Origin of the sequence: Natronoflexus pectinivorans (genome assembly GCF_004345615.1) — a bacterium.
Lineage (GTDB): Bacteria > Bacteroidota > Bacteroidia > Bacteroidales > Marinilabiliaceae > Natronoflexus > Natronoflexus pectinivorans.
Map to the genome: position 1 here is coordinate 143,831 of NZ_SLWK01000003.1, position 16,613 is coordinate 160,443.

General features: G+C 40.7%; 14 protein-coding genes and 1 pseudogene. 13 read left to right on the top strand and 2 right to left on the bottom strand.

The features are described 5' to 3' along the window. Nucleotides 1–13 precede the first annotated feature (13 nt). The 4 genes from EV194_RS05895 (at nucleotide 14) to EV194_RS17080 (ending at nucleotide 4,380) form a co-directional block, all read left to right on the top strand. Nucleotides 14–910 (top strand): hypothetical protein, encoded by an 897-nt coding sequence (locus EV194_RS05895; protein ID WP_132433081.1) that lies wholly within the window; start codon nucleotides 14–16, stop codon nucleotides 908–910. A gap of 437 nt (nucleotides 911–1,347) precedes the next feature. Continuing rightward, nucleotides 1,348–2,466, top strand: a complete 1,119-nt coding sequence (locus tag EV194_RS05900; RefSeq protein ID WP_243699342.1) for a universal stress protein — start codon at nucleotides 1,348–1,350, stop codon at nucleotides 2,464–2,466. 175 nt (nucleotides 2,467–2,641) lie between these two features. Further along, the gene (locus tag EV194_RS05905; protein WP_132433085.1) at nucleotides 2,642–3,682 is read left to right on the top strand and encodes a threonine aldolase family protein; all 1,041 of its coding nucleotides are present in this window, start codon (nucleotides 2,642–2,644) and stop codon (nucleotides 3,680–3,682) included. Nucleotides 3,683–3,693: 11 nt separating this feature from the next. Next, entirely contained in the window at nucleotides 3,694–4,380 is a 687-nt protein-coding gene (locus EV194_RS17080) for a rhomboid family intramembrane serine protease (RefSeq protein WP_132433087.1), read from the top strand. 10 nt (nucleotides 4,381–4,390) lie between these two features. On the opposite strand, the pseudogene EV194_RS05915 reads toward EV194_RS17080, so the two are convergent. After that, nucleotides 4,391–5,347, bottom strand: a pseudogene (locus EV194_RS05915) (tRNA dihydrouridine synthase); the annotation flags it as partial. Next, nucleotides 5,344–6,345 (bottom strand): oxygen-dependent tRNA uridine(34) hydroxylase TrhO, encoded by a 1,002-nt coding sequence (gene trhO, locus EV194_RS05920; protein WP_132433091.1) that lies wholly within the window; start codon nucleotides 6,343–6,345, stop codon nucleotides 5,344–5,346. The gene trhO and the pseudogene EV194_RS05915, both read right to left, overlap by 4 nt. A 308-nt stretch (nucleotides 6,346–6,653) precedes the next feature. Here trhO and EV194_RS05925 point away from each other — a divergent pair, with 308 nt between their 5' ends. The 9 genes from EV194_RS05925 to EV194_RS05965 all read left to right on the top strand — a co-directional run bounded on the left by EV194_RS05925 (nucleotide 6,654) and on the right by EV194_RS05965 (nucleotide 16,527). Further along, on the top strand, nucleotides 6,654–7,706 hold the full coding sequence (locus tag EV194_RS05925) for an NAD(P)/FAD-dependent oxidoreductase (protein ID WP_132433093.1): 1,053 nt from the start codon (nucleotides 6,654–6,656) through the stop codon (nucleotides 7,704–7,706). Nucleotides 7,707–7,933: 227 nt separating this feature from the next. Then, complete coding sequence (locus EV194_RS05930; protein ID WP_132433095.1) at nucleotides 7,934–8,437, top strand: hypothetical protein; 504 nt, start codon at nucleotides 7,934–7,936, stop codon at nucleotides 8,435–8,437. A 143-nt stretch (nucleotides 8,438–8,580) separates the two neighbouring features. Then, the gene (gene secA, locus EV194_RS05935) at nucleotides 8,581–11,898 is read left to right on the top strand and encodes a preprotein translocase subunit SecA (RefSeq protein ID WP_132433097.1); all 3,318 of its coding nucleotides are present in this window, start codon (nucleotides 8,581–8,583) and stop codon (nucleotides 11,896–11,898) included. Nucleotides 11,899–12,116: 218 nt separating this feature from the next. After that, nucleotides 12,117–12,959 carry a prolipoprotein diacylglyceryl transferase gene (gene lgt / locus EV194_RS05940; protein ID WP_132433099.1) on the top strand — a complete coding sequence of 281 codons (843 nt, stop codon included), beginning with the start codon at nucleotides 12,117–12,119 and terminating at the stop codon, nucleotides 12,957–12,959. An 88-nt stretch (nucleotides 12,960–13,047) separates the two neighbouring features. Continuing rightward, nucleotides 13,048–14,286, top strand: a complete 1,239-nt coding sequence (locus EV194_RS05945; protein ID WP_132433101.1) for a M48 family metallopeptidase — start codon at nucleotides 13,048–13,050, stop codon at nucleotides 14,284–14,286. 46 nt (nucleotides 14,287–14,332) lie between these two features. After that, nucleotides 14,333–15,580, top strand: a complete 1,248-nt coding sequence (locus EV194_RS05950) for a competence/damage-inducible protein A (RefSeq protein ID WP_132433103.1) — start codon at nucleotides 14,333–14,335, stop codon at nucleotides 15,578–15,580. A 327-nt stretch (nucleotides 15,581–15,907) separates the two neighbouring features. Beyond that, a complete protein-coding gene (gene rpmB / locus EV194_RS05955; RefSeq protein ID WP_079556845.1) occupies nucleotides 15,908–16,153 on the top strand; it encodes a 50S ribosomal protein L28 in 246 nt (81 codons plus the stop codon). Nucleotides 16,154–16,172: 19 nt separating this feature from the next. Further along, nucleotides 16,173–16,361, top strand: coding sequence for a 50S ribosomal protein L33 (gene rpmG, locus EV194_RS05960; protein WP_079556844.1), 189 nt, complete (start codon nucleotides 16,173–16,175; stop codon nucleotides 16,359–16,361). 10 nt (nucleotides 16,362–16,371) lie between these two features. Further along, the gene (locus EV194_RS05965; RefSeq protein ID WP_079556843.1) at nucleotides 16,372–16,527 is read left to right on the top strand and encodes a DUF4295 domain-containing protein; all 156 of its coding nucleotides are present in this window, start codon (nucleotides 16,372–16,374) and stop codon (nucleotides 16,525–16,527) included. Nucleotides 16,528–16,613: the final 86 nt, after the last annotated feature.

The window sequence follows — 16,613 nt, forward strand, 5'->3', positions numbered from 1 at the left end:
TGAAGACTCAAAAATGAAGATCAGCCTATTAGTAATGAGAATTTTGAATGACGCCCTCTTTTCTGAAAATAAGAAAAAAAAGGTGATTCATAAACTTCAGGAGTATAAATACCTTGTATTTTATAGTATTCTCGTTACATTTTTCTCTTTTTCAGATTTGTCCGGGAGCAATTTTGAATCCAATGAGACAATGATCAGTTCCGCACATTTTCAAAAGGAGGAGTTGGAAGTCCTGCAATTTGCCATTGAGAATTGTCCGTTGGCTAACGAAGAGAACCAGCCTCAATGTATTCAAACCATTCTTGAAGTTGCTGAAGTCCAGCGAAAGCAACAGCTTCAACAGATATTCATTACAATCATTTTTGCCGTTCTGTTGCTGGTTTTTATCATATTTTTATTTCGGCTGAAGCTGAAACAAAAAAACTCCAGTTTGGAAAAAGAGATTTTAATGCGTCAGATTGCAGAGTCATGGACTATACAAATAAGTAAGGAAAAAGCCCAGAAGGAGCATCTGCTGGCTCTTTATCATCAGCTGACGTTGAGACACGTAGCAACTCAGGAACGGCTTGAACAGCTTTCATACCGCTTTATTAAAGATAATTCCGACATGCATCAAGCCATTCAGATGGAACTTCAAACCATGAAAAATGAATTTAATGCTATTCTGAATGAGATCATACATGAAGACCTTTTCTATTCATATTTTGATATTCCAAAAGATATTTCTCTGACAACCGGAGAAAAGATCATTTTATTTCTATTTCATTGCGAGATGTCCTCAAAACAGGTTGCAACACTCATCGGAATCACACAAGGCAATTTGAGGGTACGCAAATCCAATCTGAGGAAGAAACTCAGCGAGTATTCCAATCAATATCCGGAGATAGAAAAAGTATTGATACTGCTTTAAAACTTCTACAAAAAGTAGGTTTCATCCTTAAAACGCAGTGAAATTTTTATGATTTCTCATGTTTCCTCAATAAATATCATGCGTTAAAACACCAATATTTAAATAATTGTAATTAAAACACTTCACCTATACTACATGCGTTAAAATGCACGCAACAAAACATAAAACCTAGGATAATTCAACTCTTAGTGCTTATTTTAAAATATCAAAATGACACCCGCAAACCCCACTTTATATCTTTCACTTTTAATCCTGACCAATCTTACCAAAAAAGCCGGAATCCTCCGGCTTTTTTGGTAAAACAGAGTTTCTGCTAATCCGCCTTATCAAGATAACATTTCCGATCTCTTTGGTTAAAAGTAAAAATCGCTACTTGTTTTTTTCATTAGGTTTTGTTAAATTAAGAGAGTAATAGCGAACTAAAACCCCTTTATATCATGGAAGAAAAGATAATCACATTAGCCACACACAATTTTCAACATGCACAGGTATTACAAAATATTCTTGAGTCAGAAGGTATTGAATGTTTTCTTCAAAATGCCAACTTGATTGAAGGTGCTGTAAATGCCAGTGTTAAAATCAGGATCAGAGAGTCTGACCTTGAAAAGGCTATGAAAATAATGGAGAGCATAGAGGAGCCGGGCATCATGAAATTTGCGGAGAAAAAATCCGGACGTCCACCCAAGCCACGCATTCTGTTGCCGGTTGACTTCAGTGACTATTCTGAAAAAGCCTCTGATATGGCTCTTGATTGGGCATCACGACTGAATGCCGAAATCACAGTACTCCATGTCTATTTTAACCCGGTTATTAATACACTTCCTTTTTCTGAAGCCTATGTATATGATACCAGTCTGGATGAAATGATGGTGGACATGGAGGAGAAGGCCGATGCTGACATGAAGATTTTTCTTAAAAAATTTAAGGAGAAGAATAAGGATCAATACCAGTCGAAAATTGGCATAAAGCACAAATTGCTTCGCGGAGTTGCCGAAGAGGAAATACTCCATTTCAGTGAAGAGTATCAGCCAACGGTGATTATTATGGGTACCAGGGGACGCAACCGAAAAGCGGATGACTTAATTGGCAGTGTAACTGCGGAAGTCATGGAACTGGCTAAAGTGCCTGTATTAGCCGTTCCCGAGGATTTTAACTATCAAGGCATCGATAATATTAAAAACGTACTTTATGCCACCAATTTCGAAGAGTCGGATTTTAAAGCGCTGGATAAACTTGAACGCATCGTAAAACCTCTTGATGTTAAAATCTTCTTTGTTCACGTTGGTCCACATTCAGAGAGCAAATGGGACAAGCTCAAATTGGACGGACTTAAAAAGCACGTAGAAGAGAAACTTCCTAACATCAAAGTTGAATGTGATTTGATTGAAAACGAAGATTTTTGGGTAGGGTTGGAGTGGTACATCAGGAAAAACAAAATTGACATCATCAGTTTGACAACACGAAGAAGAAACCTTGTAGCCAGGTTGGTTAACCCATCCATTGGTAAGAAGATGCTGTTTCATACCAATACCCCAATGCTGGTATTTCATGCTTAAATGATTTTGCAAATTGCCCGGATCAGAGCGTAGAGAAGATTAATTGACCGCAAAGCACACAAAATTTTAAAATTTTGTGTGCTTTGCTGCATTCAATAATGTCCTGTATTTCTCCCTGCCAATTTAAGATGAAGCTATTTTCACTCAAAATTGATTACATTTGAAATAAAAAAAGATGAACAAACGGGGATTTGCAAGTGATAACAATGCCGGGGTACACCCACTGATTATGCAAGCGCTTAACGATGTTAACAATGGACATACTGTTGGTTATGGTGGAGATGTTTACACCCAGGACTGCTTAAATCTCTTTAAAAAGCAGTTTGGGGAGGAAACCGAAACTTATTTTGTATATAACGGAACAGGAGCCAACATCATAGCCCTTCAGGCCATGGCGCGACCTTATGAAGCAGTCATATGTGCCCATACGGCACATATTAATGTGGATGAGTGCGGCGCTCCGGAAAAGCAGACTGGTTGTAAACTCATCGACATCTGGTCACCCGATGGAAAACTTACTCCGGAATTGATTGAACCATATCTGACTGGAGGAGGAGTGGAGCATCATGTGCAACCAAGAGTTATCTCCATCACACAAAGCACCGAAATGGGAACTCTCTATTCTTTGCAAGAGTTAAAAGCCCTTTGCAGCTGGGCTCACGATAAAGGTTTACTTGTACATATGGATGGTGCCAGATTATCTAATGCCGCCGCTGCATTGAATTGCTCAATGGCCGAAACTTCAGCTAAAGTGGGGGTTGACGTGTTATCGCTGGGGGGAACCAAAAACGGATTGATGTTCGGTGAGGCTGTGGTCGTTTTTAACAAAGAGCTTTCTGGCGGACTTAAATTCATTCGCAAACAATCGGCTCAGTTACATAGTAAAATGAGGTTCATCTCGGCTCAATTTAATGTCTTCTTTACAAACGACTTGTGGCGAAACAATGCATTGCATGCCAACAAAATGGCTCAAAATCTGGCTAAAGCAGCATCCGGTGTACCTGGCGTTACCATCACACAAAAAGTGGAGGCCAATGGCGTTTTTGCAATTATTCCCAAGCGTTGGATTGAGGCTCTTAAAGCACACTATTTCTTTTATACCTGGGACGAAAACCGCTCAGAAGTGCGTTGGATGACAGCCTTTGACACTACCGAGGAGGATATTGAAGGATTTACCAAAATACTTAGAGAAATAGCTAAAAAAGATACAAACTGACTCCGCACCTGATGTTCAAAATTGTTGGAAATCATCAAAAACCAGAAAAACGCCGTTTCATTCACAGTCTGATAATGCCTGTGAGTATGGTTTTGTTGATGTTTTCGGTTCATCTCATATCGTGGCTCGAAAAGCTGGAACTATATTACCTGGGGGTTTATCCTTTACAGCTAAAAGGTCTGACAGGTATTATCACAGCTCCTTTTATACATTCCGGATGGCAGCATCTGTACAACAATTCGGTCTCATTTTTCATATTAGGAGTCACTCTTTTTTATTTTTATCGTGGAGTGGCCTACAAGGTTTTTGTGACCATTTATTTACTGGCCGGCGCATGGCTTTGGTTTGGAGGACGCGAAGCCTGGCACATTGGTGCCAGTGGTTTGGTGTATGGACTGATGTCGTTTCTTTTTATCAGCGGCGTTATTCGCCGGCACATCCCTTTAATGGCGGTCACGCTGTTTGTCATTTTCCTTTACGGAAGTTTGGTTTGGGGAATGTTTCCGCTGGCCGAGTACATGCCCCATTCGTGGGAAGGTCATTTATGGGGATTTATGGCAGGGATTACGGCTGCTATTGTTTACCGAAAGGAGGGACCTCAGAAACCTCCACCTCCCTTTGAGGATGAAGAGGATGATGATGACGAAAATTTGCCGGAAATTCCTCCTGACCATCAAAACCCGCCTTCGCGGTTTTGATGAGTTCCAACATCTGGTCATATCCGTTTGTTTCCATTGAACGTGCTCTCAACTCAGCAGCACCTCTGAATTCGGAAAGATATATTTTATAAAAACGCTTCAGAATCTGATAGTTTTTCTTTCCTTCCCAATTGCGTCGAAACAACTGCAAGTGGTATTCGAGTGTTTCCAGGCGCTCGGTTAAGGTTGGCTTTTCCCCGTTTGAAAAGAGCCAGGGATTTGCAAATATTCCACGACCAATCATTACTCCATCAATCCCATGGTTAAAAACCTTTTCTCTTGCCTCTGTGATGGATGTGACATCCCCATTCCCGATGATTTTTACCGTTGAGCCCATCTGGTTGCGCAGCTGAGCGGCTTTTTCAATCTCATCCCAATTGGCATGGCCGTCCGACATCTGTTTCTGGGTGCGGCCATGTAAAATAATGGCTTCGGGTTGTTGTTCCAGTAAAAAGCCTGTCCACTCTTCGGTAACAATAGATTTAACGCCGATTCTGGTTTTTACACTCACCGGCAACCGGGTGGCTTCCCTGGTAGCATGTATGATCTCACTGGCCAATGTTGGGTTTGATATCAATGCTGAACAACATCCCTTTCGTACCACATTTTTTACCGGACATCCCATGTTGATATCAATTCCATCGAATTGATAATGTTCATCGATATGTTTTGTGGCATGGTAGAATTTTTTTGGTGAATTTCCCCAAATCTGAGCAACTATTTTAATGCCTTTGCTTTTCAAAACCGCTGCCTCACTTGGCGAAACAACAAGGCGCTCTGATACTTTGTCACGCCCCTTGGGGTGACAAAGTCCGTCGGTTGAAGTAAACTCAGTGAAAACAATGTTCAGATTCTCCGGTCTGCTGTTCTGCATCACCACCTCACGAAAAGAGGTGTCGGTAACATCCTCCATGGGTGCCAGCATAAACAGGGGTTGATTGGTCTCTCTCCAAAAATTTTTAATCATTTGACAACTGCTTTTTGCTTATTAACTTTCCCTACCAGTTCATGAAACAAGTGGTGCGGTGTTCCTTTTTGCTGATGCTCATGGCAAGTGTCACTACAACAACCATTGTATTTTGCTTTGCATTCATCACACTGGATGATTAAATCATGACACGGTTGATATGCACAGTTGGTGTGATTATCACAAGGTTTGCCACATTGATGGCATTTGGCAAGAATGTGAGGGGTAACTCTTTCACCCAACCGGTTGTCAAAAACAAAGTTTTTGCCAATGAATACAGACACTTTGCCAGTTTCATTAATTTCACGGAAATAAGCAATGATGCCACCGTGTAGCTGATTAACATCTTTAAATCCATGATGTTTTAACCAGGCACTGGCTTTTTCACATCTAACGCCACCGGTACAATAGAGAAGTATTTTTTCATCTTTCTTATCCGCCAGCATATCCACCACCATCTCAACCTCTTCGCGAAAAGTGGCCGCATCGGGACAAATGGCATTTTTGAAATGACCAACCTCACTTTCGTAACTGTTTCGCATATCCACTACAAAGACATCCGGATTTTGAGCCAATTCATGAAATTCAATTGGCGCTAAATGATTCCCAACGTTGGTGGTATCAAAAACATTCTCACTCAGACCATCAGCAACAATTTTTGGTCGCACCCGGATGGTTAATTTGTAAAATGAATGACCATCATCCTCAATGGCCCATTTTAGCGGCATGTTCTCCAATCCCTTTGTATTGTCAAGCAAATCACAAAATGTTGAAACGTTTTGTTCAGGAATGTTCATTTGTGCATTGATGCCTTCTTTGGCCACATAAATCCGTCCCAAACAATTCAAACTGCTCCATTCCAGGTAGAGCTTGTCTCTGAACTCTTCAGGATTATGGATGTTTACATAACGATAAAAGGAGACTGTTTTCCTTTTAAAAGTCTCTGCATTGAGGCGTGCAATCAATTCCGGTTTGCTGAGTTTATTATGTAACTGCATGATTTAAATTGATTTTTTTGCAAAGATAATGTATTTTAGGATGCAATTATCCGATTTGTAGAAAATCAATAGAAACACATCAAAATACTATATGATTTCATGAGGAGGCAGAGTTGACCTTAAAGTCTAAAAAAAATAGATCGTTAGACTTTTCCCGAGACATTAGGGATTAGATTTAAGATACATACAAGGCTCTAATTATCAGACGATTAGAATTTACGTTTGTAAATTCACATATGCTTGATAATTAAGCATATAAAAATGATTAACGAACTATTAAATTAAACAATAAATAACCAATCATTTGAATGATAAGTACTGAACATCTCATAATAGGACAGGGGTTGGCCGGTAGTGTTCTGGCTTGGAGTATGATGGAACGTAAGTTGGATTTCCATGTGATGGATTCACCTTCTCTACCAAAATCCTCAATGGTGGCGGCAGGTCTTTATAATCCTGTAATGTTTAACAAGTTAAGAATATCAAGAATGGCCGAAAAGTTATGGCCTGAAATGCTTAAAACTTACAGTGCCATTGAGAATACCATCGGCCATAAAGTGCTACACCCCATGAAATCTGTTAAATTGCTCAATGATGAAGAGTTGTCAGACTGGCAAAATAAACAAGAAGATCCACCTGGAAAATACATCGGCCAGATTATGTCTCACATGACAATCCCCGGTATTAAGCCATTCTCCGCAGCCGGTTTAATACTTGAATCGGGATACCTTGATATTCCTAAATTGATAGATGGCATAAACAACATATTGTGTCAAAAGAAGCAAATGATTGTTGAGGATTTGGACTATTCATCCATGGAATTTCAAAACGAACGTTTTGAAATCAGAAATCTGATAAGCGCAAAAAATGTGATTTTCTGCGAAGGAGCTGCTGTTATAAATAATCCATGGTTTAAAAATGCCGGATTTCACCCCAATAAGGGAGAAATCATTGAAATAGAATCTGAAACTATCGATTTTGATGGTATTATCAGAGATAAAGTATTCCTTCTTCCATCAGGAATAAATCGATATAAAGTTGGTGCCAGTTATCTACACAATCAAACCAACAATTTGCCGGAGAAAAAAAATTTGCCATTGTTAACATCTAAACTGGAACAACTCATATCAATCCCTTATACCATCACAGACCATAAGGCGGGTATGCGTCCGGCAGTGAAAGACCGGATGCCGGTTTTGGGATCGCATCCTCTCAACAAAAACTTGATGATTATGAATGGAATGGGTTCAAAAGGAGTGGTTTATGCCCCGTATTGTGCCAACATTATGATGAATTATCTCACTAATGAAAACTATTCCATTCCTCAAATTATAAATGTTCAGCGATATTTAAAAAATTAGTGAACCAGAACCGGAATCTTGTTGTTAATAGTTAAATCTAATGGCGTGCCTCCTAACCGTTGTGGTCATGGCTGATTTCTTCGGTCGGTTGAGCACGCCATTATTGCTTAAATATGCACTATTTTCTGCTCACTGCCATAAACATTCACAATTTTAACAAACTTTTCAGGGTGATTTAAAAATCTTTTGTCATCTTTACATGTCGTATTAAAACAGGTTAACCGGAAATGAAAAACCGTCCAGATATTACATATCTAACCATCATTGGGTTATCGCTAACCGTAGTTATATCGGTTTGCAAAGATGATGAACAGGATAAGAATGGTCTTTTCCGGATTACTTCTGCCAGTCAACAGCACATCCGGATTATGTCGGCTGATTTTTTTAAATCAGCACTCAGCCTAAATGAATCGACATGCAAACCCAATGCCTGTGTGTTTATTTACGAGCACGGACTCCTGAAAGGCAACATCATTGAAAACTTCTCCTCAGCCTGGCAACTTTCGGAGGTATTACTGTATCCGCAAATTAAAATTAGTTGCGTTTCAACCACCATCTGTTTGAAACAGGCAACGGATGAGTCGACTTCTGGTCAGACTGCCTATGTTTATCATTCCGGTTTTCCGGTTGCTGACTGGTTTTCAGACGCTTTGCATCCTTCAAATGAGGAAGTACTGCAATCCTGCACCGGATTTATCTGCTCCACCCGTGCAGGCCCCGGAATTGTCTGATAACTGTTCTTTCAGACCACATATTCATTTCCTAATCAATCAAATTACTCTATTTTTCGAAGTCTGTGCAACCGCAACAAGCGGTTATACTAATGGAAAAAGATGTAATTTTAATCGCAAAAAATCTATAAATAATTCATTATATGAGCATTGTTAATACAATACTATCCGTTTTCGTAGGGGACAAGTCGAAGCGTGACATGAAAGTACTTGCCCCTTATGTTGATAAAGTCAAGGCAGTTTACCCTGAAATAGAATCCCTTTCAAACGATGAACTGCGCAGTCGTACCGATGCAGTCAGAAAAACCATTTTTGATGCCGTTGCCGAAGAGCAAAACAGAATTGACTCTCTAAAAGCCCGCATTGATAATGAAGATCCTGACATTGATGAACGGGAACGGATTTACGAAGAGATTGATGAGTTAGAAAAAGTGATAACCTCAAAACTAGAGGAAGTTCTTGAGGAAGTGCTTCCCGAAGCCTTTTCCATTGTAAAAGATACCGGCAGAAGGTTTAAGGAGAATGAAACCATTGAGGTTACTGCCACGGAATTTGACCGTGAACTGGCTACTGTTCATGATTTTGTTGAAATTAAAGGTGATAAAGCCATATTTAGTAACTCATGGATTGCCGGAGGAAACACTGTTAAATGGGATATGGTGCACTATGATGTACAGCTCATTGGTGGTGCTGTTCTTCACCAGGGAAAAATTGCGGAGATGAGCACAGGGGAAGGTAAAACGCTGGTTGCCACTTTGCCTGTCTTTTTGAATGCGCTAACCGGACGCGGTGTTCACATTGTTACAGTGAACGACTATCTGGCAAAACGTGACTCGGAGTGGATGGGTCCCATTTTCATGTTCCATGGGTTAAGTGTGGACTGTATCGACAAGCACCAGCCCAACTCTGCCGAACGCCGAAAGGCTTATAGAGCCGACATTACTTACGGTACCAATAATGAATTTGGTTTTGATTATCTGCGCGATAACATGGCCATATCTCCTGATGATCTGGTTCAGCGGTCGCATAATTATGCCATCGTTGACGAAGTAGATTCGGTTTTAATTGACGATGCCAGAACACCACTGATTATTTCAGGTCCCATTCCACGTGGCGACGACCAGCTCTTTACAGAGCTGAGACCAAAGGTTGAGAGACTTGTTGAAACACAAAGAAATTTGATTTCAAAACTGCTTTCTGATGCTAAACAAAAACTTAAATCATCTGACTCTAAAGTGCAGGATGAAGGGAACTTATTGCTTTTGAGAGCTTTCAAAGGAATGCCTAAAAACAAGCCTCTTATAAAGTTTCTCAGTGAGCCCGGAGTAAAAGCAGGAATGCTGAAAACCGAGAACTTCTACATGCAGGAAAATAACAAAAACATGCATGTAGTAACCGACCCCCTCTTTTTTGTTATAGAGGAGAAAACCAACTCGGTTCAATTAACCGACAATGGAATTGACCTGATTACCGGTAACTCGGAAGACCCCCAGTTCTTTGTTCTGCCTGATATTGGTTCCGAAATGGCTACCCTCGAAAAAGCTGGTCTTCCTGAGGAGGAATTCCGTGCTAAGAAGGATGAGCTGATGCAGAGCTACAGCATTAAGTCGGAGAGAGTGCACACCATTAATCAGCTGCTTAAAGCATACACCATGTTCGAAAAGGATGTGGAATATGTGGTGATGGATAATAAGGTAAAAATTGTGGATGAGCAGACTGGTCGTATCATGGAAGGCCGTCGATATTCTGATGGTCTGCACCAGGCCATTGAGGCCAAAGAGCGGGTGAAAGTTGAAGCTGCAACACAGACCTATGCCACCATCACGCTTCAGAACTATTTCCGGATGTATAATAAACTTGCCGGTATGACCGGTACTGCGGAAACGGAAGCAGGCGAATTGTGGAATATCTATAAACTGGATGTGGTGGTTATTCCTACCAACCGACCCATTCAGCGTAAGGATATGAATGATAAGGTATATAAAACAAAAAGAGAGAAATACAACGCTGTAATTGAAGAGATAGTTGAACTTGTGAAAGCCGGAAGACCGGTATTGGTAGGTACCACCAATGTGGAAGTTTCGGAACTTCTGAGTCGAATGCTCAAGATCAGAGGCATTAAGCACAACGTCCTTAACGCCAAGCTTCACCAGAAGGAGGCCGACATTGTTGCTGAGGCCGGTAATAGCGGTACAGTAACCATTGCCACCAACATGGCGGGTCGTGGTACCGACATCAAGCTGTCTGCTGAAGTTAAAGCTGCCGGAGGTTTGGCCATTGTAGGTACCGAGCGACATGAATCCCGACGGGTTGACCGTCAGTTGCGCGGACGTGCCGGTCGTCAGGGTGACCCGGGTTCTTCTCAGTTCTTTGTTTCTCTGGAAGATGACCTGATGCGTCTGTTTGGCTCTGACCGCTTGGTAAAATACATGGACAGGCTTGGTGTTGAAGAAGGAGAGATGATTCAGCATGGTATGATTACCAAGTCCATTGAACGTGCCCAAAGAAAAGTGGAGGAGAACAACTTTGGTATCCGTAAGCGATTGCTGGAGTATGATGATGTAATGAATTCTCAACGTGAGGTTATATATACTAAACGTCGCCGTGCTCTTTTCGGTGAACGTATGCAGGTTGAGATTTCAAATATGATGTACGATACCATTGAAGAGATGGTGGACGAACATCAACAATCTGGTGATTTCGACCAATTCAAAGAGGAATTGCTTCGAATATTTTCTGTTGATGCACCAGTCTCAAAGGATGAATTTTTAAAAGGTCAACCCAACGAGTTGACCGATAAAATGCATGACGAAGTATGGAAAAGCTACCGCCGCAGGGTTGAAACCATGGCCAAACAGGCTTTTCCGGTTATTAAAAATGTTTACGAAACAAAAGCCGAGCTATACGAAAACATCGTTGTTCCCATTTCAGATGCGCAGCGCGTATTTCAAATCAACACCAATTTGAAACGTGCTTACGATTCTGAAGGAATGGAACTTTCCCGCTCTTTTGAAAAAGCGATGATGTTAATCACCATTGACGAAGCATGGAAGGAACATTTAAGGGAGTTGGATGATCTGAAACAGGCTGTTCAGAATGCATCCTATGAGCAAAAAGACCCGCTTTTGATTTATAAATTTGAATCTTTCAATCTGTTTAAGTCCATGATCGGTAAAAACAACCGAACCATCGCATCGTCTCTGTCTAAAGCACACATCCCCATTAGGGATGCCAGTCAGGTACGTGAGGCTGACCAGCGTAGGCGAACAGATTTGAGCAGACTCAGAACGCAAAAAGACGACCCCGGAGCGGGAACGCCAGGCTACGGTCAACCGGGAGCGGATCAAAAACGACCACAGGTAACGCAACCTGTTCGGGTTGAAAAGAAAGTAGGAAGAAATGAACCCTGTCCCTGTGGAAGCGGGAAAAAATATAAACAATGCCATGGAAAGGGAGCTTGATTGATTTAGATGTTAGAATACTAGATATTAGACATATAGATGTTAGAACAATAGACAAGACAAAATAGAAATGCAGTTGAGTCTAATAATCTTTCTAAACTATTCTATTTGTCTACTCCGAATGTCTCGGGAAAGATCTATAATCTAAAGAATTATTTAAATCTAAATTTTAACAACTACTAAATCTTAAATAAAATTTATAAATAACTAGTTGTATTATGTTGGTATTAAATTATATAACATGGGCTCCGGATCCAGAGATATTCTCACTAGGGCCTATGTCGGTAAGGTATTACGGACTGTTTTTTGCCATGGCCTTTTTACTGGGTTATTACTTGGTTGACAGAATGTTTCGCAGAGATAATGCACCGGAGGAGTGGATGGAAAAGCTGTTCATCTACGTGATGGTGGCCACGGTAATCGGGGCACGTCTGGGACATGTTTTCTTTTACGGATGGGACTATTACTCCCAAAATCCGGGCGAAATCCTGATGGTTTGGAGGGGAGGACTGGCCAGTCACGGAGGAGCCATTGGAATTCTTGTGGCCATTTGGCTCTATTCAAAACTGGTGACAAAAAAGTCGATGCTCTGGACCATGGACAAATTGGTGATTGCCGTGGCATTGGCAGCAGTATTTATTCGTCTGGGTAATTTAATGAACTCAGAAATCATTGGAAGTCCCACCACTGTTCCATGGGCTTTTGTTTTTGAAAAAGCACATGTTCATAATCCTGAAATACCAAGACACCCGGCTCAACTGTATGAGGCCATCAGCTATCTGATCACCTTTATTGTGCTGATATTTATGTATTGGAAAACCAATGCTGCCAAGCGGCAGGGGCTTATTTTTGGGGTGTTTTTGATAGGTATTTTTGCCACTCGAATTTTAATCGAGTTTGTAAAAGAAAACCAGGAAGCTTTTGAAGAGACCATGACATTGAACATGGGACAGATATTAAGTATTCCGTTTGTTATTCTGGCAGGGGTTCTGATTTACCAATCGTTTAAAAAGCCACTTGTGGAGACAGCCATAACCGGTAGACATAATAAGAGGAAATAAACTTCTATCATTTATTATTATGCAGAGTTCCATATCGGTTTAACAGCTGAAATGAACTCTGCATTTGTTTAAAATAAAACCTGTAAATATGCATCCATTACTATACATTATACTAGCTATCATTGTTTTCGAAGCATTGTGGGATTTTTTTCTGGGAGAACTCAATCGAAAAAGCTGGAGCGACAAGGTTCCCAAGTGTTTAGAGGATGTTTATCCGCAAGAAAAGTTTGAAAAGCAGAAACAATACCGCCTAGCCAACTACCGGTTTGGCCTGATCTCTTCAGCAGTCTCAACCATTCTAATTCTGATGGTTTTGTTGTTACAAGGCTTTGGGTGGCTACATTACACCGTTGAGAGTTTTACCAACCATAAATATTTGCAGCCATTGGTATATTTTGGAGCAATCGGTCTGGCCTCCATGATTCTCTCGTTACCATTTTCTATTTACAGCACCTTTGTAATAGAAGAAAAATTTGGCTTTAACCGAACCACCAAAGGAACCTTTATTGCTGATGTGTTTAAATCGCTACTTCTTGGCGCCTTAATTGGTGGTTTTCTACTATGGTTAGTGGTGTGGTTTTACCACAGTGCGGGATCGTTGTTCTGGCTTTATGCCTGGGGTGGATTGTCTTTGTTTATGATCTTTTTCAGTAAGTTTTATACCACTCTGATACTTCCGTTGTTCAATAAACTCACCCCACTTGAAGAGGGGGATTTGAAATCGGCCATTGAGAACATGAGTCAAAAAGCAGGGTTTTCATTGGAGAATGTATTTGTCATGGACGGCTCAAAACGAAGCACTAAAGCCAATGCATTTTTTAGCGGTTTTGGGAAAAACAAGCGAATTGTCTTATTTGATACCTTAATAAATGATTTGGACAAAGAAGAGATTGTTGCCGTGCTGGCACATGAAATTGGCCACTACCGTTTAAAACATACCATCAGGGGAACCATGCTGGGGATTTTTCAAACAGGAATTACGCTGTTTTTGTTGGGCTGGTTTATTAACCATCCCGGTATTTCCCAGGCTTTGGGTGTTGCAAATCCCGTATTCCATGTGGCATTACTGGGGTTTGGCTTGTTGTACAGTCCTATCAGTTCCATGGCCGGTTTGGGAATGACCATTTTATCGAGAAAGCAGGAATACCAGGCCGATGAATTTGCCGCAAACCATGCGAGTGCTTCAGCCTTGCAATCGGCCCTTAAGAAGATTTCCACCACAGCACTCAGCAATCCCACACCGCATCCATGGTTTGTCTTTTTTAATTATTCACATCCGCCGTTGTTAAAGCGACTGGAGGCTCTGGATAGTAATGATAAAGATTAAATAACACAACTTATATGAAACATTTACAGACTTTTATATAATCAACATGCAGGTAGAAATCATAACCATAGGCGACGAACTTCTGATTGGTCAGGTAGTGGACACCAATTCGGCATGGATGGCCGGGGAGCTCAATAAATCCGGCATGTTCATCAACCGGATTACTTCGGTGAGCGACCGCGAAGAAGAGATTTTAAGTGCCATAAAAGAAGCAGCCAGTCGTTCTGCCATAGTATTACTCACCGGTGGTCTGGGACCCACGCGAGACGACATCACCAAAGCTGCATTATGCAAATTCTTTAACACACAATTGGTTTTTAACCAACAAGTAATGGATGATGTTGAGAGGTTTTTGAAAAACCGGGTAGGCCGCATCAATCAACTCAACAGAGACCAGGCATTGGTTCCGAAAAAATGCGACGTGATCAGGAATCCTGTCGGAACCGCACCCATTATGTGGTTTGAAGAAAACGGAGTGATAGTTGTTTCCATGCCGGGAGTTCCCACGGAGATGAAACATGCCATGGAAAACGAGGTATTACCTCGTTTAAAAGCGAAATTCACCAACGGCATTGTTCGCCATCGAACTGTTCACATCTTCAACATTCCTGAAGCTGTGCTGGCTGAAATGCTGTCCGATTGGGAAGATCAAATCCCAGATTTTTTAAAAGTAGCCTATCTTCCTTCGCCCGGGAAATTAAGATTAAGAATCAGTGGAAAAGGCAAAAATGCGCAACAAATTGAATCGGCTATCGAAAATGCTATTGAGGCGTTATACCCATTAGTTGAAGAAAACATCTTTGGATTTGATGATGAAAAACCTGAATCATTACTATTAAACTTATTATTAAGTAAACATAAGACAATTAGCTGTGCAGAAAGCTGTTCAGGTGGACTTATGTCGCATTATATCACATCCGTTGCCGGAGCATCCAACGCTTTTATGGGAGGTGTTGTTGCATACAGCAACAACTTAAAATCCAATCTTTTGGGAGTTGATTCTTCCTCCATTGAAAAACATGGAGCGGTGAGTCGTGAAGTCGTTGAACAAATGGCCATAGGAGCGTGTAAGCGATTAGGTAGCGATTATGCCATTGCCAGTTCGGGAATTGCAGGACCATCGGGAGGCACCGATGAAAAACCGGTTGGGACAGTATGGCTCGCATGGTCGGATGGGACAAAAGTCATCAGTCGTACTTTTAATTTTGGCAACAACCGGGAACGAAATATTTTAAGAACCGCAGAAGCCGGCATCATCATCATGAAGCAACTTTTGGAAAGAGGGGAATTGTAGTGGGAGAATAGATCTTAGACCTAAGATGTTGAGAATTGAGATAGATGGAATAGTTGAGAAAGAATGCAGCCTCATAATTCAGTGTCCCTTAGGGGCGTCAACACTTTTTAATGGCTTTAAAATATTTTGCTTAAATTTGCCGGACAACAACAACAAAATTACTGTTCTATTAAAGATTTCAGATAATAAAAAGCAAACAACAACAATTAATTTAAAGAAATAACAACAATTAACAGAAATAAAAGGGCTAACTATTTGCATTTTTAAAAGAAAATCACGTATTTTGCGCTCTGTTTGAAAAACGTAGATACAAAAAACATTTGAGAGATGTCAAAAGTTTGTGAAATAACTGGTAAAAAGGCAATGGTTGGAAACAATGTTTCCCACTCAAAAAGACGCACCAAAAGAAAATTTGATGTAAATTTGTTTTACAAGAATTTCTATTTGCCTGAAGAAAAACGTTGGGTTAAGTTGAGAGTATCGGCTTCCGGACTTCGTTTGATCAATAAAATTGGTGTGCAGGCTGCGATAAAAAGAGCGCAGGATAATGGTCTATTAAGTACAAAATTATAATAAGGGAGGGTAGATAAAAATGGCAAAAAAAGCTAAAGGAAACCGCATCCAGGTAATTCTTGAATGCACCGAGCACAAAGAGAGCGGCCAACCCGGAACTTCCAGGTATATTACCGTAAAGAACAGAAAAAATACACCCGACAGAATGGAATTGAAAAAATACAATCCCATTTTGAGAAGGATGACTGTACATCGTGAAATCAAGTAAAATTTAAGTCATGGCAAAGAAAGTAGTAGCAACCCTGCAGAAAAAAGGCGAAGGTAAAGGACATACCCGTGTCATTAAAATGGTGAAATCACCTAAAACCGGTTCTTACTCTTTCCGTTCGGAAATGGTGACCAATGACAATGTGAAAGAATTTTTCAGCAAATAGCCGGAATACCGGATTAAATTTATCCAAAAGGGGACTTGTCGTTCAGACAAGTCCCCTTTTTTTGTTTTTAATCATTATATTTGCAA

Coding starts and splice junctions, on each gene's coding strand:
- trhO (WP_132433091.1), bottom strand. CDS start 6,345: ATGCAGTTACATAATAAACTCAGCAAACCGGAATTGATTGCACGCCTC.
- rpmG (WP_079556844.1), top strand. CDS start 16,173: ATGGCAAAAAAAGCTAAAGGAAACCGCATCCAGGTAATTCTTGAATGC.
- EV194_RS05930 (WP_132433095.1), top strand. CDS start 7,934: ATGAAAAACCGTCCAGATATTACATATCTAACCATCATTGGGTTATCG.
- secA (WP_132433097.1), top strand. CDS start 8,581: ATGAGCATTGTTAATACAATACTATCCGTTTTCGTAGGGGACAAGTCG.
- EV194_RS05925 (WP_132433093.1), top strand. CDS start 6,654: ATGATAAGTACTGAACATCTCATAATAGGACAGGGGTTGGCCGGTAGT.
- rpmB (WP_079556845.1), top strand. CDS start 15,908: ATGTCAAAAGTTTGTGAAATAACTGGTAAAAAGGCAATGGTTGGAAAC.
- EV194_RS05895 (WP_132433081.1), top strand. CDS start 14: ATGAAGATCAGCCTATTAGTAATGAGAATTTTGAATGACGCCCTCTTT.
- EV194_RS05965 (WP_079556843.1), top strand. CDS start 16,372: ATGGCAAAGAAAGTAGTAGCAACCCTGCAGAAAAAAGGCGAAGGTAAA.
- EV194_RS17080 (WP_132433087.1), top strand. CDS start 3,694: ATGTTCAAAATTGTTGGAAATCATCAAAAACCAGAAAAACGCCGTTTC.
- EV194_RS05905 (WP_132433085.1), top strand. CDS start 2,642: ATGAACAAACGGGGATTTGCAAGTGATAACAATGCCGGGGTACACCCA.
- EV194_RS05945 (WP_132433101.1), top strand. CDS start 13,048: ATGCATCCATTACTATACATTATACTAGCTATCATTGTTTTCGAAGCA.
- EV194_RS05950 (WP_132433103.1), top strand. CDS start 14,333: ATGCAGGTAGAAATCATAACCATAGGCGACGAACTTCTGATTGGTCAG.
- lgt (WP_132433099.1), top strand. CDS start 12,117: ATGTTGGTATTAAATTATATAACATGGGCTCCGGATCCAGAGATATTC.
- EV194_RS05900 (WP_243699342.1), top strand. CDS start 1,348: ATGGAAGAAAAGATAATCACATTAGCCACACACAATTTTCAACATGCA.